We start from the raw sequence: 16,445 nt of genomic DNA, 5'->3' as shown, positions 1-16,445 counted from the left end.
ACACATTCAATCTCATCAATGCCCGTCAGTCGCTGTGCGAGTGAACGCTGGCCATCGGTTGTCATGACGCAATCCTTGTTATTTTGCGAGCCGCGAACGGCGACCCGTACAAAATAGGCTCCGGCTGTTCGCAATATCAAGCAGCGTCAAACAAAATCCCGCGTCACGGTAGATAAAGACTGAAAACCCCGCCACCCAGCGGCCCGCCATTACCGATTTCGGTGCGCCCTTCAACGCCATTGCGCTGATGCAACGCCGCAATTCGATTGGCGAAATACAGGCCTAGCCCGGTGCTGCCGCTGCTGTGATTGATGCCCTGCACGTAGTCGGCCTGACGCTCGAGCATCTGGGCCGGATAACCGTCACCGTCATCGTTGATGCTGATGACCAATTGCCCGGCCTCGTCACTGACAGTAATCAGCAACGACTCGCGGGCGTAACGGATGGCGTTGTTGATGCAGTTGCCCAACACCGAAGCGACCAATTCACGGTCGAAGAAACCCAGCGGAATCAGCGGATCAACTTCATAGGTCGCGATGATCCCGCGACTGGCAAACACCTCTTGATGCGCCGCCAGTTGCGCCTCGATGAAATCATCGAGTTCGTGGTACGCCGGCTGCAAAGGCATCTGGTTGACGCCGAGCTTATAGAGCCCGAGCAGTTGCACCAGCATGCCGTTGAGGTGGGCGAACTCGAAGTCGATCACGCCCTGCTCCGTGCCTTCGCGTTGTCCCTGCGGCAAACGCGCCAGCCATTGGCTGTGGGCCTGCATGAGCATGGCCAGCGAGTTCTTCATGTCGTGGACGGTGGAGGCAATCACCGTGGAAAAATCGAGAGCCTGCTCGTCTTGGTTCATTCGCCAAACGCCTTGCTTTTCAGCTTCTGATAACGCGCATGACGCGCGTCGGTGTCGGGCATCAGGCCGACCATTTTCAGGCAGGCCCGACATTCTTCCAGCTCCGCCGACGGCACACTGGTGTCGGTGCCGTGCAGCAGCGACTGGGCCATGTTCAGCGCAATACTGATGTTCTTCGGTTGCATCTTCAGCGCCTTGCGGAACACCTCGCGGGCCTCCACCAGATTGCCGGTCTTGTACACGCGCACACCCTGACGGTTGAGGTCGGCGGCGGCGTTGCTGGAACTGAGGATCGTCGGGTCATCGGTGAGCTTGGCGATGTCTTTCATTACCGCCGGATCGTCGCCGTAGATTTCCGCACAGCTCTTGAGCATCGAGTTACCCGCCTCGGCCTGACCGAGCATCTGCAACTGCTTGGCGACCAGCAACGCCGCCTCCGGACTCATGAACTGCTCCATGCCGTCGAGGCGCATCATCGCCTGCTCGGTGAGCTTGTCAGCGGTTTCGGCATCGTTGAGCAGCAGGCTGGTGGCCTTCATCAGACGCGCCCGAATCTGCAGGCCCGGATCGCTCGGGTTCTCTTTGGCCACGGCGCTCAGCGTGGTGTTGATCTCAAGCCGCGTGCGGGTGTCGAGACCGCGCTCGCTGCCCTTGCTGATCAATGCGTGGGCCAGGCCGAGGTTGCTTTCCGCATCCTTGAATCGCGACTGCGCGCCTTGCGCCACGGCCTGACGATAAGCGCGCGAGGCGGTGTCAAAATCCTCGTTGGCCATCGCCAGTTTCCCCAGTAACGCCTGTCGACGCACCGCCAGTGGCGACAACCGGATCGCCTCTTCCAGCACCCGCTGCGCGCCTTTGGTATCGCCCTCGGCAACCAGCACATCGGCCATGCCGTCATACAGCGACGGCATCAGCGGGAACGCTTTCAGGGCTTTCTCGTACACACCTTTGGCTTGGGCAACCTGGCCACGCTTGAACAACAACTTGCCCAACCCGGCGAATGCCCAAGGCAGCGGCCGATCAGCAATGATGCTGTCGTACAGACGCTCCAGCGCTTCGTTCTGATTCAGGTCGCGCAGCGCATCGGCACGGTAACGCAGGCACAGCGGCGAATAGCGGATGTCCTGCTTGCACAGGGCGATGCAGGCATTGAGCACCTCGACCGGTTTGCCACGATCGAGCGCTTGCAGAATCGGCTTGAGCAACGTCTTGCGCTGCTCCAGACGCTCAAGGCGCTGAGCCAGACCCGAGCGGTTGAACGGTTTGGTCAGGTAGGCATCCGGCTCATGCTCAAGAGCACTGAGCACCATCGCCTGACTGGTCTCGGCGGTCACCATGACGAACACCGCTTCATGACTGATGAGCTTTTCCACCATCAAGTCTTCGAGGACTTGCTGGCCGTTCTTTTTACCGTCGCCGAGGTGAAAATCCTGCAGGATGAAATCGTAGGACTTCTGCGCACACATCTTCAGCGCCTGCTCGCCGGTGTCTGCCGTGTCCACGTCCTTGACGCCCAGTTCGCGCAACATCGAGCGCACGGAACTGCGAAAATCCGAGAAATCATCGACGATCAGAAAACGCTTTTGGTGATACGACAGCATCGAGGATTTCCAGGCAATTGAAGTAGATGAACCAAGGACGATTTCAGGCGCGCAGATGATAACTGCCGGCAAAATGCTATCAAGCGTTTTCACGCAAGTCTGAACTCACCGTTTGGGTTATCGGCCAGAAGTCGCGTTCCCTGAAGCGGGTGCTTCAAGATTCCTTGCACTGCGATTACTCTGCGCGCCCGCACAACTTTCACTACAAGGCTTACTTCGTGTACATCAAAGGACGCTACATCGTGTCCGCCTGTGCGCTGCTGTTTCTCCAGCAGGCAATGGCGAACGCAATGGACTGCAGCAAAGCGGCGAATGCCGTTGAAAACACTATCTGCGCGAATAAAGGTTTGTATGAACTGGATGCGCAGATGGGGACGGTTTATCGGGGGTTGATGAAGGCTTCTGTCGAGGCACAACCCGAGCTCAAACGTACTCAGCGGCTTTGGCTGAAAGCGCGCAACGGATGCGTTGAAGATGTCGCCTGCCTGGATCAACGCTACCGCGAGCAACTGAAGGTTTTGCAGGCGCAGTGGTCAGAAGTTGTCGCCCATCAGCCGAGTGGCGTCGACAAACAGGTATTGGATGATCTTCAGAACAGTATTCGGGCAATCAGTAAAAATGATCCGGAGTTTGCCCTGGAACGAGCACTCGTTTCACTGTCGTTAAAAAACACTGAAACCACATTTTCTGCAGAGCCGGACGCCGATCAATATTCTGATAAAACGCACTTCCCTAAAACCATCCCCAAAGGCGTTTCGCGAAATGAGTGGAAGGCCTTGAGCGCCACTGATTTCGAGGCTGACACCGCACTGGGCCCGACATCCTTTACGCTGCGGGATCTCGACGGTGACGGGCAACGTGACCTGATTGTTCAGACTTATAACGGCGGTACCAGTCTCTACACTTCCGTTGGAACTTATCACCGTGACGGAGATAAGTTCACCCGCAGGACACCAGCGTCGGACGGAGAATCAATTGGCGGCGTCCTCTATTCCACTAGTGATCGCGGCGCCAACCAGTCCGTGAGCTGGATCAGCATTCGCGGCAAGGTCTATGCCGCCTATCGCGACAGCGGGTACGGCATTGATGATGTCTACCTGCTCAGTCCGTTGCAGGTAAACCGCGAAGTGCCGAAGTTGACGGTTCGCTATCGCTATCGACTCAGTATCCCCCGCATTCAGTCTGATGATCACAAAACCACTTATAAGCTGAAGCCAGACCTGCACCATGCACTTGCCCAAGGCCTGGCTACCGTCGAGGAACACACGCCCGACACCGCACCAGAAAGAAAGCCCCTCTGCCCCATTCCTGAGTCCGCCACAGACAGCGAGGAGTATTACGGCTACGGAGCAGGCTATTACGCCATCGAACCAGTCGCCGACTTCCCGGTGATCATCGGTGGCGAGTGTTTTATTGCGAGGATGAATAACTGGTTCGGCACCTACAGTGCGAAGGATGGCTTGTATGCGCAAATGACTGTGCGCAAACCGGGCCAAGCAGAACAAGAACGTGACTACAAGGTTAACGGCCGTCGGCGCATTACCGAGATGAGCACTTCAATCGGCAAACCCGGAGGTGGCGCCGAGGAGTAGTCTCGATGCCCGCGCATGAAAAAGCCCCGACAACCGGCGCTACGCGGGGCTTTGCTTGATCTGAAATCATCGGCTCTTCGAAATCACATCACTCATGTACTGATTCAAATCGCGAAAATCCTTAACCGTCCAAGCGTGCGGCGCCAGTTTTACACCATTCTCTTGCAACGTCCGGGGGATCAAATCCCCATTTGGGCGAAGAATTATTGATGACACGATAACGCCCGGATAAGCCTTCAATCGTTGTTTGAAAGCGGATGTTGTCAGATCAGGCGTGGGTGGATTGCTTCTATCAGCCAATGGCCCTGTTGCTTTGAGATCTGTCCCGTGGCACATGGCGCACCGCTGGGAATAGAGGTTCTTTCCGCTGACATTATCTGCAAACGACCGCGACGGTTGCATCAGCGATAAACATCCAAGCGAAACGATGCACAGTGTTTTCAGGCCATCCATTGGCAACATCCTTAAACCGTGAAGACGAAAAAGCCCCTTCCAGATCATTCTGAAAGGGGCTTTATCTTATCCTGCAGCTGCCGCGCTGCCATAGCAGGAAACGCGGCTGGCAGAGGAGTGGCCAGAAGGCCTGAAATAGATGGTGTCCCAGGGCAGGTTCGAACTGCCAACCTTCCCCTTAGGAGGGGGATGCTCTATCCAATTGAGCTACTGAGACACTGAGTTGTCGGCAGCAGACGCTGCGCGACGGACGGCGTGCATGTTAACGGCCGGGCCCCGATTTGTCATGTCGTCCGTAGGGCTTTTTAAGTGTAGGCAGGCGCCTCGCAATGCTGAGGGAAGCTTTACCGTGCATTTTGCACTACTGCAAAATGCCAGCATTGCAGATTGCAACCCGCAACATCCGACAATGCCGCTCAAATCCTTGTTTTTAAAGGACTTAACAGCGGTTAGACTGTTGGCACGACGGCTGCTTTGTCTGTTCAATAGAAGAACAATCGGAGCACCGTCCCATGAACAGCACTCTCTTGCTTGCAAACGCAATTGCATTCGCGGTTTTGATGGGTTTTCACTTCATCCCGGAGCGAGCTGCGCCAGAGTCGGTGGCTCAACGCATGCCGCACTACTTGCAGGTGCAAAAAGCGCCGCAGTTAGCGGTGTTGAGCGACCAGCACAGTTTCGTCCCACAGGCGGTCAGCGAGCCTGAGCAGGCATTGTCAGCTCACGCTACCGAACGTCTGGTTTTTTGAAATATCTTCAGGAGTACAGCATGTCCAAGTCAGCTGCAGGATTTCTGATCCTCGCCTTAGTCAGTGGCGTTTTGCATTTATCGCTGTTCGAGGAAACCGAAATCACCCTGCCTCTGGTTGGCTGTGGCGTATTTACGGTGTTGTTCGTATTGGCACTGGTGGCCGGGCGCAAATTCAAGTTTGATCCGGTTCTGCGTTGAGACGGATAAAATCCAATAGATGGCTGACCGCGTCAGCCAAATCACCCGAGTTGTCTATCAGGTAAACAACCTCGTCGGTTGATCGCCTGTCCTTGAACAGGGCGTTGCGGGCCAGCCTCGCATCAATTTGCTGAAGCGTCTCACGGCCACGTCTGAGCAGGCGCTCACGCAAAACTTCATCCTTGACTGTCAGCAAAACCGGTAACAGCGTCGGATAGCACTCCAGGGCTTGCCGAAGGTTGGCGCGAGAGCCGTTTACCAGCACGTGCCGCCCATCCTTGAGCCATTGATCCATTTGCGCAGGAATGCCATAGGCAAGGCCATTGGCCTGCCACGCCAGGGAAAAATCCCCTGCGCGCTGACGCCTTTCGAACTCCTGCGGCATCACGCCGATCGCATCCTCGCCTACCGATTCGGCCGAGCGCGTAATCACCCGGCGTATCACTTCGCAGCCGAGCGTGCGCAATGGCTCACGCGCTGCCTCAATCAAGCTGTCTTTGCCGGAACCGGACGGTCCCATCAGATAAATAAGCCTGCCATCCATCTCGAAAACGCCCTCCGGCATGCTTCAGCGCTAGTAAATCGGCAAAATGCCACTATTCTGTGTAGATAAGGGACAAGGATCGAACGCCACATAGCATGCACCTTGTGACGTCTTTGGACATCAACTGGTGCGCGCCAGGAAGCGGACAGGGATGCGACTCAGGTCAAAGTTTTCAAACCAGTCCGCATTTCTGATAATTGGTGCTGGCATTAAGCCTTTATCCGGATCAATATTTGTCACAGAATTGACGCCAATGATCTGGCAATTTTGAGGCATGATGCGGGCCTCTTAACAATTCAGGTTGAACCATTTGGCGCAAATGCGTGTCCTACCACACATCCTGCGGCCAATCCCGAGAACCGCTCCCCTGAACTAACCGGTTAAATATATGCGCCCATTGAAACAGGCAATTTATTCCAGCCGTACGGCTGACAAGTTTGTCGTACGTCTGCCAGACGGAATGCGTGAACGCATTGCCGAGGTGGCTCGCAATCATCATCGCAGCATGAACTCTGAAATCATTGCGCGCCTTGAGCAGAGTCTTATTCAGGAAGGTGCATTGGGCGAAGAGCTGAGCATGCGCCTGGACAGCCCTGAGCTGTCGTTGCACGAACGTGAACTGCTGCAACGCTTCCGCCAACTGTCTCACCGTCAACAGAACGCACTGGTGTCCTTGATTGCACACGACGCCGAAATGGCCGCAGACGCGTCCTGAGCCCTATCGAACATGTCAAGCCAGCGTTATTGCTGGCTTTTTTTTACCCAGAATTTGGCTTGGCAGTTTTCGCAGACATAAAAAAGCCCGCCAATTGAGCGGGCTGTTTAATTGCAGCAGATCAGAGCAGGAAGATCGTTGCCAGCCCCAGGAAAATGAAGAAGCCACCGCTGTCCGTGACTGCGGTGATCATCACACTTGCACCCATTGCGGGATCGCGGCCCATCTTCGCCAAGGTCATGGGAATGAATACACCCATGAGCGCAGCGAGCAACAGATTGAGCGTCATTGCGGCCGTCATGACCACGCCCAGCGACCAGCTGCCATAAAGCAGGTAAGCGACTACGCCAATCACCCCACCCCAGACCAGGCCGTTGATCAGCCCGACTGCCAACTCTTTACGCATCAACCGTGAAGTGTTGCCGGTGCTCACCTGATCCAGCGCCATGGCTCGCACAATCATGGTGATCGTCTGATTACCCGAGTTGCCGCCGATACCCGCCACAATCGGCATCAGCGCCGCGAGCGCTACCAGCTTCTCGATCGAGCCTTCGAACAAGCCAATCACTCGAGAGGCGACGAACGCGGTGATCAAGTTGATCGCCAGCCACGCCCAACGGTTGCGCAGTGATTTCCACACGGAGGCGAAGATGTCTTCCTCCTCACGCAGACCGGCCATGTTGAGAACTTCGCTTTCGCTCTCTTCACGAATCAGGTCGACCATCTCGTCGATGGTCAGACGACCGATCAGCTTGCCGGTCTTGTCGACCACAGGGGCGGAGATCAAGTCGTAACGCTCGAACGCCTGTGCGGCGTCGTAGGCGTCTTCGTCCGGGTGGAAACTCACCGGATCGCTGGCCATCACCTCGGCAACCTGTTTTTCCGGATCATTGACCAGCAAACGCTTGATCGGGAGCACGCCTTTGAGCACGCCGTCGTAATCGACCACGAACAGCTTGTCGGTATGCCCCGGTAGCTCCTTCAGACGACGCAGGTAGCGCAGAACCACTTCAAGGCTGACATCCTCACGGATAGTCACCATCTCGAAGTCCATCAGCGCACCGACCTGATCCTCGTCATAAGACAGGGCCGAACGCACACGCTCGCGCTGCTGGTTATCCAGGCTCTCCATCAGCCCATGTACGACGTCTCGCGGCAGCTCGGAGGCCAGGTCAGCAAGTTCGTCGGCGTCCATGTCCTTGGCGGCGGCCAGGAGCTCGTGATCGTCCATGTCGGCGATCAGCGTTTCACGGACGGAATCGGATACTTCGAGAAGAATGTCGCCGTCGCGATCGGCCTTGACCAGTTGCCAAAGCGTCAGACGATCGTCCAGCGGCAAGGCTTCAAGTATGTAGGCGACGTCGGCGGAGTGCAGATCATCGAGCTTGCGTTGCAGCTCGACCAGATTTTGCCGGTGAACCAGGTTTTCCACCCGGTCGTGATGCGCGCCTTCCTGGCGGTGAGTCAGGTCTTCGACGACCCGTTGGCGCTGCAGCAACTCGACGACCTGAGCCAGGCGGTCCTGCAGGCTTTCCTGTGTTTTCTTTACTTCGATTTCAGACATAGGCGAACTCCACTCCCAGCAGCGGGGCACGCCGGAAGGATCAATCAGTCAATTCATGATTGGAAAAACGGGGTACTGAGTAGCTACTGGGTAAGTCCATGGAGGTATTCCATAAGCCCCGGCGGGGCTGACGGGCGCAATGATACACCGCCTAACGGTTTAACACGCTAAAAAATCGTGGCTGAAACAAGCGCTTGCGAGACAAACCTGAGCGCCATCCTGATCCATGTAGATGCGACGACTCATCCTGAAAAGAAAACACACCAGCGGCGAAGATTGTAGCGACTACCCTTGAACGGAGATTGTCATGGAGGACATCGAATGCCATCGAAAACTTCGCTTTTTGTACTCACCAGCCTGCTCTCCCTACCGCCTGCCAGCGCTGCAACCAGCCTGCATCGCTGCGAAGCCCCCGACGGCAGCATCACGTTCACGTCGATGAGTTGCGCGAACGGTGAAAAACTTTCAGTTCAGGAGGTTCACCCCTACCTCCCCGGATCGGTCGTGGCAATCATGCCGGAGCACAACCACGAAGAAATATCCGGTATGAAAAACACAGGCCGCGAACCGGGCATCGTTGGTCGCACACCAGACAAATGCGGAAATCTGATCAACGCCAGACAACGCCGCGAAGCGATCATCAATCGACACGTGATTGCCGGCATGAGTCAGCAGGATGTCGAAAGCGCGCTCGGCAAACCGGACAAGGTGAATATTCGGACGTCGACGACAAGCTATCGATACGACCTCAAACGAGGCCGAAGTGCTCAAGTCGATTTTGATGAGAGAGGCTGCGTCAAGGCAAAAGCCAAATCCCGGACAGCAAAAAGCCCGCGTTAAACGCGGGCTTTTCGGTATATGGTGCACTCGACAGGATTCGAACCTGTGACCGCTCGGTTCGTAGCCGAGTACTCTATCCAGCTGAGCTACGAGTGCATTTTGTGTTTTTAGACCAGACCACAACTGGCTGAAACCGAGTTACTTACATTGCTGCAACTAACTCTTAAGTGGTGCACTCGACAGGATTCGAACCTGTGACCGCTCGGTTCGTAGCCGAGTACTCTATCCAGCTGAGCTACGAGTGCATTTGTGTTTTTTAGACCAGATCACACCTGGTTGAAGCAAGTCACTTACATTGCTGTAACTGACTCTTAAATGGTGCACTCGACAGGATTCGAACCTGTGACCGCTCGGTTCGTAGCCGAGTACTCTATCCAGCTGAGCTACGAGTGCATTTGTTGCGCCGCATTATAGCCCGTCTAATCTCTATTCCAACCACTTTTTCTAGTAATTTCAACAACTTACCGAAAAAGCCAGATTACGACGTACTAAGCAAATAATGGCGGAGAACGGGGGATTCGAACCCCCGACACCCTTTTGAGGTGTACTCCCTTAGCAGGGGAGCGCCTTCGGCCACTCGGCCAGCTCTCCGCAACACGGGGCGTATATTAACCAGCTTCTTCCCCGTTTGCAAACATAAAAATCGATAAAAATTAATGGCTTGGTTCTTCGTCCTTCTCTTTCTTTATACGCAGGTAAATTTCTTCACGGTGCACGGCAACCTCTTTCGGGGCGTTGACGCCGATACGCACTTGATTTCCTTTAACGCCGAGCACGGTCACGGTGATTTCGCCATCACCGATAATCAGGCTTTCTGCGCACCGACGAGTCAGAATCAGCATACCTTTCTCCTTACGCAATTCAGTTCAGGGACAACAGTCTGCAAAAAAAAGGCACCCGACCTACAACCAGAGCGATCGTAGCCCTACATGCCTGAGTATTGACCAGCGCGAGCAAAAGAACAGATCAGGGCTCGCGCCATTCAAAAAATAAAGGGCGCGGTCAGACCGCGCCCTTCAAGAAGCGGAATTACTCGCCCTGGCGGGCCGGAGCATCCAGTTCGAAAGCCGTGTGCAGGGCGCGCACGGCCAGTTCCAGGTACTTCTCTTCAATGACCACGGAAACCTTGATTTCCGACGTCGAGATCATCTGGATGTTGATGCTTTCTTTCGCCAGCGATTCGAACATGCGGCTGGCCACACCTGCGTGGGAACGCATGCCGACGCCGACGATCGAGACCTTGGCAATCTTGATGTCGCCAACCACTTCGCGAGCACCGATCTCGCGAGCGGTGTTTTCCAGCACGGTCTGTGCGGCCTGGAAGTCATTGCGGTGCACGGTGAAGGTGAAGTCGGTGGTGTTATCGTGCGCAACGTTCTGCACAATCATGTCGACTTCGATGTTCGCGGCACTGATCGGGCCGAGAATCTTGAACGCCACACCCGGGGTGTCTGGCACGCCACGGATGGTCAGCTTGGCTTCATCGCGATTGAAAGCGATGCCGGAAATGATCGGCTGTTCCATGGTTTCCTCTTCATCAATAGTAATGAGGGTGCCCGGACCCTCTTTGAAGCTGTGCAGTACGCGCAGCGGTACGTTGTACTTGCCGGCGAATTCCACCGCACGGATCTGCAACACCTTGGAACCGAGGCTGGCCATTTCCAGCATCTCTTCGAAGGTGATCTTGTCCAGGCGCTGAGCGACCGGCACGACGCGCGGATCGGTGGTGTAAACACCATCGACATCGGTGTAGATCTGGCATTCATCGGCTTTCAGCGCTGCAGCCAATGCCACACCGGTGGTGTCCGAACCGCCACGCCCCAGCGTGGTGATATTGCCGTGCTCGTCGACACCCTGGAATCCGGCGACAACCACAACGCGGCCTGCCTTCAGATCACCGCGAATCTTCTGGTCATCAATCTGCAAGATACGCGCTTTATTGTGTGCACTGTCGGTCAGGATCCGCACCTGATTACCGGTGTACGACACCGCCGGCACACCGCGCTTGATCAGCGCCATGGCCAACAGGGCAATCGTCACCTGCTCACCGGTGGAGACAATCACGTCCAACTCACGCGGAACCGGTTGACCGTCACCACTGATTTGCTTGGCCAGATCGATCAGACGGTTGGTTTCGCCGCTCATTGCAGACAGCACAACCACCAGGTCATCGCCGGCATCACGGAACTTCTTAACCTTGTCGGCGACCTGCTCGATTCTCTCGACAGTACCGACCGAGGTGCCTCCAAATTTCTGTACGATCAAAGCCATTTCAAAGCCGCCTCAGCCCATGAAGGGCGCCCAATAATTTCTCGAACAGCCACCGGACCCGCCACTAGACTGCGGGCCCGGCGGGCCGTCTTATAAACCCTGCTCGACGAATGGGACGGTCAGCGCCAGTGCGCCATCCAGCGCGCCGGCGTCGACACCGCCGCCCTGCGCCATGTCCGGACGACCACCGCCCTTCCCGCCCACTGCCGCAGCAGCCTGTTTCATCAAATCACCGGCTTTGAGTTGGCCAGTCAGGTCCTTGGTTACGCCTGCAACCAGAACGACCTTTTCCTCATGGACACTGCCGAGCAGGATCACTGCGCGGCCGAGTTTGTTTTTCAGCTGATCGACCAGCGCCAGCAGCGCCTTGGCGTCCTGACCGTCGAGACGCACGGCCAATACCTTCACGCCTTTGACATCCAGTGCCGAAGCCGACAGATCGTCGCCCGCAGCGCTGGCAGCCTTGGCCTGCAACTGCTCGAGTTGCTTTTCCAGCAGACGGTTGCGTTCCAGCACAGCCGACAGCTTGTCGATCAGGTTGTCACGGCTGCCCTTGACCAGGCTGGCCGCTTCCTTGAGTTGTTCTTCCGCCGCGTTCAAGTAGGCCAGTGCGGCTGCACCGGTGACGGCCTCGATACGACGCACGCCCGATGCCACACCGCCTTCGCTGATGATTTTCAGCAGGCCGATGTCGCCGGTACGGTTGGCGTGGATACCGCCACACAGCTCGACGGAGAAAGCCCCGCCCATGCTCAGCACGCGCACGTTGTCGCCGTACTTCTCGCCGAACAGCGCCATCGCGCCTTTGTTCTTGGCGGTTTCGATGTCGGTTTCTTCGGTTTCAACCGCGGAGTTCTTGCGAATCTCGGCGTTGACGATGTCTTCCAGTGCCTTTATTTGCTCAGGCTTGATCGCTTCAAAGTGGCTGAAGTCGAAGCGCAGGCGCTGACTGTCGACCAAGGAGCCTTTCTGTTGAACGTGTTCGCCCAGCACCTGACGCAATGCGGCGTGCAGCAAGTGCGTCGCCGAGTGGTTGAGCGCCGTGGCGTGACGCACTTCGGCATCAACGTGGGTTTCAACCGGCGCGCCGATGGTCAGGCTGCCCGACGCCAACACGCCGTGGTGCAGGAACGCGCCGCCAGTCTTGGTGGTGTCGCGCACATCGAAACGTGCGTTGCCGGCCTGAAGGAAGCCGCAGTCGCCGATCTGGCCACCGGATTCGGCGTAGAAAGGCGTCTGGTTGAGAACGATCACGCCCTCCTCGCCTTCACTGAGAACGTCGACCGACTGGCCTTCTTTATAGATGGCAACGATTTTGGCCGAACCGCTGGTGGCAGCGTAGCCGGTGAACTCGGTGGCCACGTCAACTTTAACCAACGTGTTGTAGTCCAGGCCGAACGAGCTGGCCGAACGCGCACGCACACGCTGAGCTTCCATCTCACGCTCGAAACCGGCTTCGTCGACGGTCAGGCTGCGCTCGCGGGCGATGTCCGCGGTCAGGTCCATCGGAAAACCGTAGGTGTCGTAGAGCTTGAACACCACGTCGCCCGGCACGACGGTGCCTTTGAGTTCCAGCAGATCCTGTTCGAGAATCTTCAGGCCGTGCTCCAGAGTCTTGGAGAACTGCTCTTCTTCGGCCTTGAGCACGCGCTCGATGTTGCTCTGCTGCTTCTTCAGTTCCGGGAACGCTTCGCCCATTTCGGCAACCAGCGCCGCGACGATCTTGTAGAAGAAGCTGCCGGTGGCGCCCAGTTTGTTGCCGTGACGGCAGGCGCGACGGATGATCCGGCGCAGCACGTAGCCGCGACCTTCGTTGGACGGCAGCACGCCGTCGGCAATCAGGAAACCGCACGAACGGATGTGGTCGGAAACAACTTTCAGCGAAGACTGATCGCCATTTTCGCAGCCGATCGCTTCAGCCGAAGCTTTCAGCAGGTTCTTGAACAGGTCAATGTCATAGTTGGAATTGACGTGCTGCATCACCGCACTGATCCGCTCCAGGCCCATGCCGGTATCGACCGACGGCGCTGGCAACGGATGCAACACGCCATCGGCGGTGCGGTTGAACTGCATGAACACGTTGTTCCAGATCTCGATGTAACGGTCGCCGTCTTCTTCCGGCGAACCCGGAGGGCCGCCCCAGATGTGGTCGCCGTGATCGTAGAAAATCTCGGTGCAAGGGCCGCATGGGCCGGTATCACCCATGGTCCAGAAGTTGTCGGATGCGTAAGGCGCGCCCTTGTTGTCGCCGATGCGGATCATGCGCTCGACCGGCACACCAATTTGCTGGGTCCAGATGTCATACGCTTCGTCGTCCGAGGCGTACACGGTGACCCAAAGTTTTTCCTTCGGCAGTTGCAGAACGCCGGTCAGGAAGGTCCACGCGTAAGTGATCGCGTCTTTCTTGAAATAGTCACCGAAGCTGAAGTTGCCGAGCATTTCGAAGAACGTGTGGTGACGAGCGGTATAACCGACGTTTTCCAGGTCGCTGTTCTTGCCACCGGCACGCACGCATTTCTGGCTGCTGGTTGCACGGGTGTACGCACGTTTTTCCTGGCCCAGGAAGCAGTCCTTGAACTGGTTCATCCCCGCGTTAGTGAACAGCAGGGTTGGGTCGTTGCCCGGAATCAAAGAGCTGGAGGCTACACGGGTGTGGCCTTGCTCTTCGAAGAAGCGAAGGAAGGCTTCACGGATTTCTGCGCTTTTCATTAGGTTCTTCCACGGAGGCTGCGGCCAAAGGCCTGTTCGAAACGTCAACAGACGAAGCGACGGCAAAGGGCCGCATTATATCGGCCCTGCGCGCGGGGTACAGCGTGTTTATACGATAGAAACGGTCAATTGGACGGGTAACGCTGTCACTTGCGTGAAAACTCGACGAATGTCGCGATCACTCGTTCGATTTGCGAGTGACTGACGTCCATGTGCGTGACCATCCGCAGACGTGCCGCGGCGCTCAATTTGATCCCGCGCTCGGCGGCAAATGCCTTGAACGCTTCAGCGTTGTCGCCCATCTGCACATAAACCATATTGGTCTGCACCTGCTCGACGCTGAAACCGGCGCTACGCACGCCTTCGGCGAGAAATTGCGCGTTGGCGTGATCCTCGGCCAAACGCTCGACGTTGTGATCCAGCGCATACAGCCCCGCGGCCGCCAGCAATCCGGCCTGACGCATGCCGCCGCCGACCATTTTGCGCAGGCGCCGAGCCTTGCCGATCAACTCGACCGAACCGCACAACACCGAGCCCACCGGCGCGCCCAGGCCTTTGGACAGGCACACCGACACCGAGTCGAAGTGCTGGGTGATTTCCCGGGCATCAACGCCCAATTTGACCGCCGCGTTATACAGCCGCGCGCCGTCCAGGTGCAGTTGCAGACCGTTGTCCTGAGTGAATTTACGCGCGCGGGCCAGATACTCCAGCGGCAACACTTTACCTTGCATGGTGTTTTCCAGCGCCAGCAGCCGGGTCCGGGCGAAGTGGAAGTCATCAGGCTTGATCGCCGCCGCGACCTGCGCAAGATCCAGCGAACCGTCAGCCTGAACTTCCAGCGGCTGCGGCTGAATCGAACCGAGCACTGCCGCGCCGCCGCCCTCGTACTTATAGGTGTGCGCCTGTTGGCCGACGATGTACTCGTCACCGCGCTCGCAATGCGCCATCAACCCGAGCAGGTTGCTCATGGTGCCCGTCGGCACAAACAACGCGGCAGCGAAACCCAGCCGTTTTGCCAGTTCCGCTTCCAGACGATTGACCGTCGGATCTTCGCCATAAACGTCGTCACCGGTGTCTGCCGCGGTCATCGCGTCGAGCATGGCGGGGGTCGGTTGGGTGACGGTGTCGCTGCGAAGATCGATAACGCTCATGAACCTGGCCTCAAGTCAGCAGGGGAAATCCCTTTACGAGGGTGAATTACTGCGGTCATCGCGGCGATTAATCAAGCCCTGGACAAGGAAAAGGCACCTGACTCCTTGAGAAGGCACACCCCATGTGGGAGCGAGCTTGCTCGCGATAGCGGATTAGCAGTCAGCATCCGCGTTGAATGTTAAACCGCTTTCGCGAGCAAGCTCGCTCCCGCAGGTTCTGTGCAGGGCTGGAAAATATGTGTTAAAAACGCTGCGTCGCCCAAAAGGGGCGGCAAAAAACGTTCTCAGGGCGGGGTGCAATTCCCCACCGGCGGTAATTGCGCGCAATGCGCATAGCCCGCGAGCGCTTGGCGACGAACACGGTTTTGACCAGTGGTCGACGGCAAGGTCAGCAGACCCGGTGTGATCCCGGGGCCGACGGTCATAGTCCGGATGAAGAGAGAACGGGATTAACGCCAGAGGGCCGTCCGCGTGCATTCGTGCCAGCGTGCGCACCCTTGAATCCCTTTCGATTCATAACGCCCTGTTTTTCACACAAACAGGAGTCAGAACATGCAACCCACCGCTATTGACAGCAAAAGCAAACACCCTCACGGCGAGCGCGTCGCGTTCATCCAGGCCTGCTGGCACAAGGAAATCGTTGATCAGAGCCGTAAAGGTTTTGTCACCGAAATGCTTGCCCAGGGGTATCAGGAATCGGACATCGACTTCTTTGAAGTCGGCGGTGCCTTTGAAATGCCCCTGCACGCCAAGCTGCTGGCCAAAACCGGTCGCTATGCCGGTATCGTTGCAGCAGCCCTGGTGGTGGACGGCGGGATCTATCGTCACGAGTTCGTCGCCCAATCGGTCGTCAGCGGCTTGATGCAGGTTCAGCTGGAAACCGAAGTGCCGGTGTTCTCGGTGTCACTCACCCCGCACCACTTCCATGCCGGCGAAGAACATCAGAAATTCTTCTTCGAGCACTTTGTGCACAAGGGTCAGGAAGCGGCGAAGACGTGTGCGGATACGCTGCAAAAGATTCGTGCGCTGCGCCGTAGCGAGCCGCGCGCTCTGGCGGTCTGATCCGCTGATGAGTGAGATATCTGATCTCACTCAACACCACTGTGGGAGGGAGCTTGCTCGCGAAAGCGGTCTGACAGCCAACAGAGATGTTGCAATGACAGATTGCATTCGCGAGCAAGCTCCCTCCCACAGTTTTTT

The 16,445-nt window shown here is 56.9% G+C and carries 15 protein-coding genes, 5 tRNA genes and 1 riboswitch; of the genes, 6 read left to right on the top strand and 14 right to left on the bottom strand.

All coding sequences use genetic code 11. The features are described 5' to 3' along the window. Window positions 1–163: 163 nt before the first annotated feature. Together AB4P91_RS12880 and AB4P91_RS12875 are read right to left on the bottom strand one after the other, a co-directional pair. The gene (locus AB4P91_RS12880; RefSeq protein WP_150592962.1) at window positions 164–856 is read right to left on the bottom strand and encodes a sensor histidine kinase KdpD; all 693 of its coding nucleotides are present in this window, start codon (window positions 854–856) and stop codon (window positions 164–166) included. Further along, window positions 853–2,457: a tetratricopeptide repeat-containing response regulator gene (locus AB4P91_RS12875; protein WP_150592961.1), complete on the bottom strand. Its 1,605-nt coding sequence runs from the start codon at window positions 2,455–2,457 to the stop codon at window positions 853–855. Before AB4P91_RS12875 ends, AB4P91_RS12880 begins: the two co-directional genes overlap by 4 nt. A 218-nt stretch (window positions 2,458–2,675) precedes the next feature. Between AB4P91_RS12875 and AB4P91_RS12870 the strand changes: the two genes are divergently transcribed. Continuing rightward, window positions 2,676–4,049 (top strand): lysozyme inhibitor LprI family protein, encoded by a 1,374-nt coding sequence (locus AB4P91_RS12870; RefSeq protein ID WP_395604904.1) that lies wholly within the window; start codon window positions 2,676–2,678, stop codon window positions 4,047–4,049. Between the two features lie 66 nt (window positions 4,050–4,115). On the opposite strand, the gene AB4P91_RS12865 is transcribed toward AB4P91_RS12870, so the two are convergent. After that, window positions 4,116–4,502, bottom strand: a complete 387-nt coding sequence (locus AB4P91_RS12865; protein ID WP_150686863.1) for a c-type cytochrome — start codon at window positions 4,500–4,502, stop codon at window positions 4,116–4,118. A 140-nt stretch (window positions 4,503–4,642) separates the two neighbouring features. Beyond that, a tRNA-Arg gene (locus tag AB4P91_RS12860) sits at window positions 4,643–4,719 on the bottom strand. Window positions 4,720–5,014: 295 nt separating this feature from the next. Here AB4P91_RS12860 and AB4P91_RS12855 point away from each other — a divergent pair. Further along, window positions 5,015–5,251, top strand: a complete 237-nt coding sequence (locus AB4P91_RS12855) for a hypothetical protein (protein WP_150592958.1) — start codon at window positions 5,015–5,017, stop codon at window positions 5,249–5,251. Between the two features lie 20 nt (window positions 5,252–5,271). Further along, window positions 5,272–5,451: a PA3371 family protein gene (locus AB4P91_RS12850; RefSeq protein WP_150592957.1), complete on the top strand. Its 180-nt coding sequence runs from the start codon at window positions 5,272–5,274 to the stop codon at window positions 5,449–5,451. Here AB4P91_RS12850 and phnN read toward each other — a convergent pair. Next, window positions 5,426–5,995 carry a phosphonate metabolism protein/1,5-bisphosphokinase (PRPP-forming) PhnN gene (gene phnN / locus AB4P91_RS12845; RefSeq protein WP_395604961.1) on the bottom strand — a complete coding sequence of 190 codons (570 nt, stop codon included), beginning with the start codon at window positions 5,993–5,995 and terminating at the stop codon, window positions 5,426–5,428. The genes AB4P91_RS12850 and phnN overlap by 26 nt on opposite strands. A 388-nt stretch (window positions 5,996–6,383) precedes the next feature. On the opposite strand from phnN, the gene AB4P91_RS12840 reads away from it, so the two are divergent. Beyond that, the gene (locus AB4P91_RS12840) at window positions 6,384–6,710 is read left to right on the top strand and encodes an Arc family DNA-binding protein (RefSeq protein WP_003178899.1); all 327 of its coding nucleotides are present in this window, start codon (window positions 6,384–6,386) and stop codon (window positions 6,708–6,710) included. Between the two features lie 121 nt (window positions 6,711–6,831). Here AB4P91_RS12840 and mgtE read toward each other — a convergent pair whose 3' ends face one another. Beyond that, window positions 6,832–8,274: a magnesium transporter gene (gene mgtE, locus AB4P91_RS12835; RefSeq protein ID WP_150592956.1), complete on the bottom strand. Its 1,443-nt coding sequence runs from the start codon at window positions 8,272–8,274 to the stop codon at window positions 6,832–6,834. A gap of 321 nt (window positions 8,275–8,595) precedes the next feature. Here mgtE and AB4P91_RS12830 point away from each other — a divergent pair, with 321 nt between their 5' ends. Continuing rightward, window positions 8,596–9,114: a cell envelope protein SmpA gene (locus AB4P91_RS12830; RefSeq protein WP_395604903.1), complete on the top strand. Its 519-nt coding sequence runs from the start codon at window positions 8,596–8,598 to the stop codon at window positions 9,112–9,114. Between the two features lie 19 nt (window positions 9,115–9,133). On the opposite strand, the gene AB4P91_RS12825 is transcribed toward AB4P91_RS12830, so the two are convergent. The 8 genes from AB4P91_RS12825 to ltaE form a co-directional block, all read right to left on the bottom strand. Further along, window positions 9,134–9,210 (bottom strand) — tRNA-Arg (locus AB4P91_RS12825). A 72-nt stretch (window positions 9,211–9,282) separates the two neighbouring features. Further along, window positions 9,283–9,359: transfer RNA gene (locus tag AB4P91_RS12820), tRNA-Arg, on the bottom strand. 71 nt (window positions 9,360–9,430) lie between these two features. After that, window positions 9,431–9,507, bottom strand: a tRNA-Arg gene (locus AB4P91_RS12815). Window positions 9,508–9,614: 107 nt separating this feature from the next. After that, window positions 9,615–9,705: transfer RNA gene (locus tag AB4P91_RS12810), tRNA-Ser, on the bottom strand. A gap of 62 nt (window positions 9,706–9,767) precedes the next feature. Continuing rightward, a complete protein-coding gene (gene csrA, locus AB4P91_RS12805) occupies window positions 9,768–9,956 on the bottom strand; it encodes a carbon storage regulator CsrA (protein WP_002554426.1) in 189 nt (62 codons plus the stop codon). Window positions 9,957–10,143: 187 nt separating this feature from the next. Next, complete coding sequence (locus tag AB4P91_RS12800) at window positions 10,144–11,385, bottom strand: aspartate kinase (protein WP_042560536.1); 1,242 nt, start codon at window positions 11,383–11,385, stop codon at window positions 10,144–10,146. A gap of 90 nt (window positions 11,386–11,475) precedes the next feature. Next, on the bottom strand, window positions 11,476–14,094 hold the full coding sequence (gene alaS, locus AB4P91_RS12795; RefSeq protein ID WP_150592954.1) for an alanine--tRNA ligase: 2,619 nt from the start codon (window positions 14,092–14,094) through the stop codon (window positions 11,476–11,478). A 146-nt stretch (window positions 14,095–14,240) separates the two neighbouring features. Further along, complete coding sequence (gene ltaE / locus AB4P91_RS12790) at window positions 14,241–15,245, bottom strand: low-specificity L-threonine aldolase (protein WP_395604902.1); 1,005 nt, start codon at window positions 15,243–15,245, stop codon at window positions 14,241–14,243. A 276-nt stretch (window positions 15,246–15,521) separates the two neighbouring features. Continuing rightward, window positions 15,522–15,694, top strand: a riboswitch (FMN riboswitch). A 103-nt stretch (window positions 15,695–15,797) separates the two neighbouring features. On the opposite strand from ltaE, the gene AB4P91_RS12785 reads away from it, so the two are divergent. Next, window positions 15,798–16,307 carry a 6,7-dimethyl-8-ribityllumazine synthase gene (locus AB4P91_RS12785; RefSeq protein WP_150592952.1) on the top strand — a complete coding sequence of 170 codons (510 nt, stop codon included), beginning with the start codon at window positions 15,798–15,800 and terminating at the stop codon, window positions 16,305–16,307. Window positions 16,308–16,445: the final 138 nt, after the last annotated feature.

This window comes from Pseudomonas sp. B21128, from assembly GCF_044218865.1.
In the GTDB taxonomy this organism is placed as follows: domain Bacteria; phylum Pseudomonadota; class Gammaproteobacteria; order Pseudomonadales; family Pseudomonadaceae; genus Aquipseudomonas; species Aquipseudomonas iridis.
Note: the sequence above shows the minus strand (reverse complement) of the source record. Positions and strands in the feature narration are given on the sequence as shown.

Coding starts and splice junctions, on each gene's coding strand:
- AB4P91_RS12875 (WP_150592961.1), bottom strand. CDS start 2,457: ATGCTGTCGTATCACCAAAAGCGTTTTCTGATCGTCGATGATTTCTCG.
- phnN (WP_395604961.1), bottom strand. CDS start 5,995: ATGGATGGCAGGCTTATTTATCTGATGGGACCGTCCGGTTCCGGCAAA.
- AB4P91_RS12865 (WP_150686863.1), bottom strand. CDS start 4,502: ATGGATGGCCTGAAAACACTGTGCATCGTTTCGCTTGGATGTTTATCG.
- AB4P91_RS12880 (WP_150592962.1), bottom strand. CDS start 856: ATGAACCAAGACGAGCAGGCTCTCGATTTTTCCACGGTGATTGCCTCC.
- csrA (WP_002554426.1), bottom strand. CDS start 9,956: ATGCTGATTCTGACTCGTCGGTGCGCAGAAAGCCTGATTATCGGTGAT.
- alaS (WP_150592954.1), bottom strand. CDS start 14,094: ATGAAAAGCGCAGAAATCCGTGAAGCCTTCCTTCGCTTCTTCGAAGAG.
- AB4P91_RS12800 (WP_042560536.1), bottom strand. CDS start 11,385: ATGGCTTTGATCGTACAGAAATTTGGAGGCACCTCGGTCGGTACTGTC.
- AB4P91_RS12850 (WP_150592957.1), top strand. CDS start 5,272: ATGTCCAAGTCAGCTGCAGGATTTCTGATCCTCGCCTTAGTCAGTGGC.
- ltaE (WP_395604902.1), bottom strand. CDS start 15,245: ATGAGCGTTATCGATCTTCGCAGCGACACCGTCACCCAACCGACCCCC.
- AB4P91_RS12840 (WP_003178899.1), top strand. CDS start 6,384: ATGCGCCCATTGAAACAGGCAATTTATTCCAGCCGTACGGCTGACAAG.
- AB4P91_RS12785 (WP_150592952.1), top strand. CDS start 15,798: ATGCAACCCACCGCTATTGACAGCAAAAGCAAACACCCTCACGGCGAG.
- mgtE (WP_150592956.1), bottom strand. CDS start 8,274: ATGTCTGAAATCGAAGTAAAGAAAACACAGGAAAGCCTGCAGGACCGC.
- AB4P91_RS12830 (WP_395604903.1), top strand. CDS start 8,596: ATGCCATCGAAAACTTCGCTTTTTGTACTCACCAGCCTGCTCTCCCTA.
- AB4P91_RS12855 (WP_150592958.1), top strand. CDS start 5,015: ATGAACAGCACTCTCTTGCTTGCAAACGCAATTGCATTCGCGGTTTTG.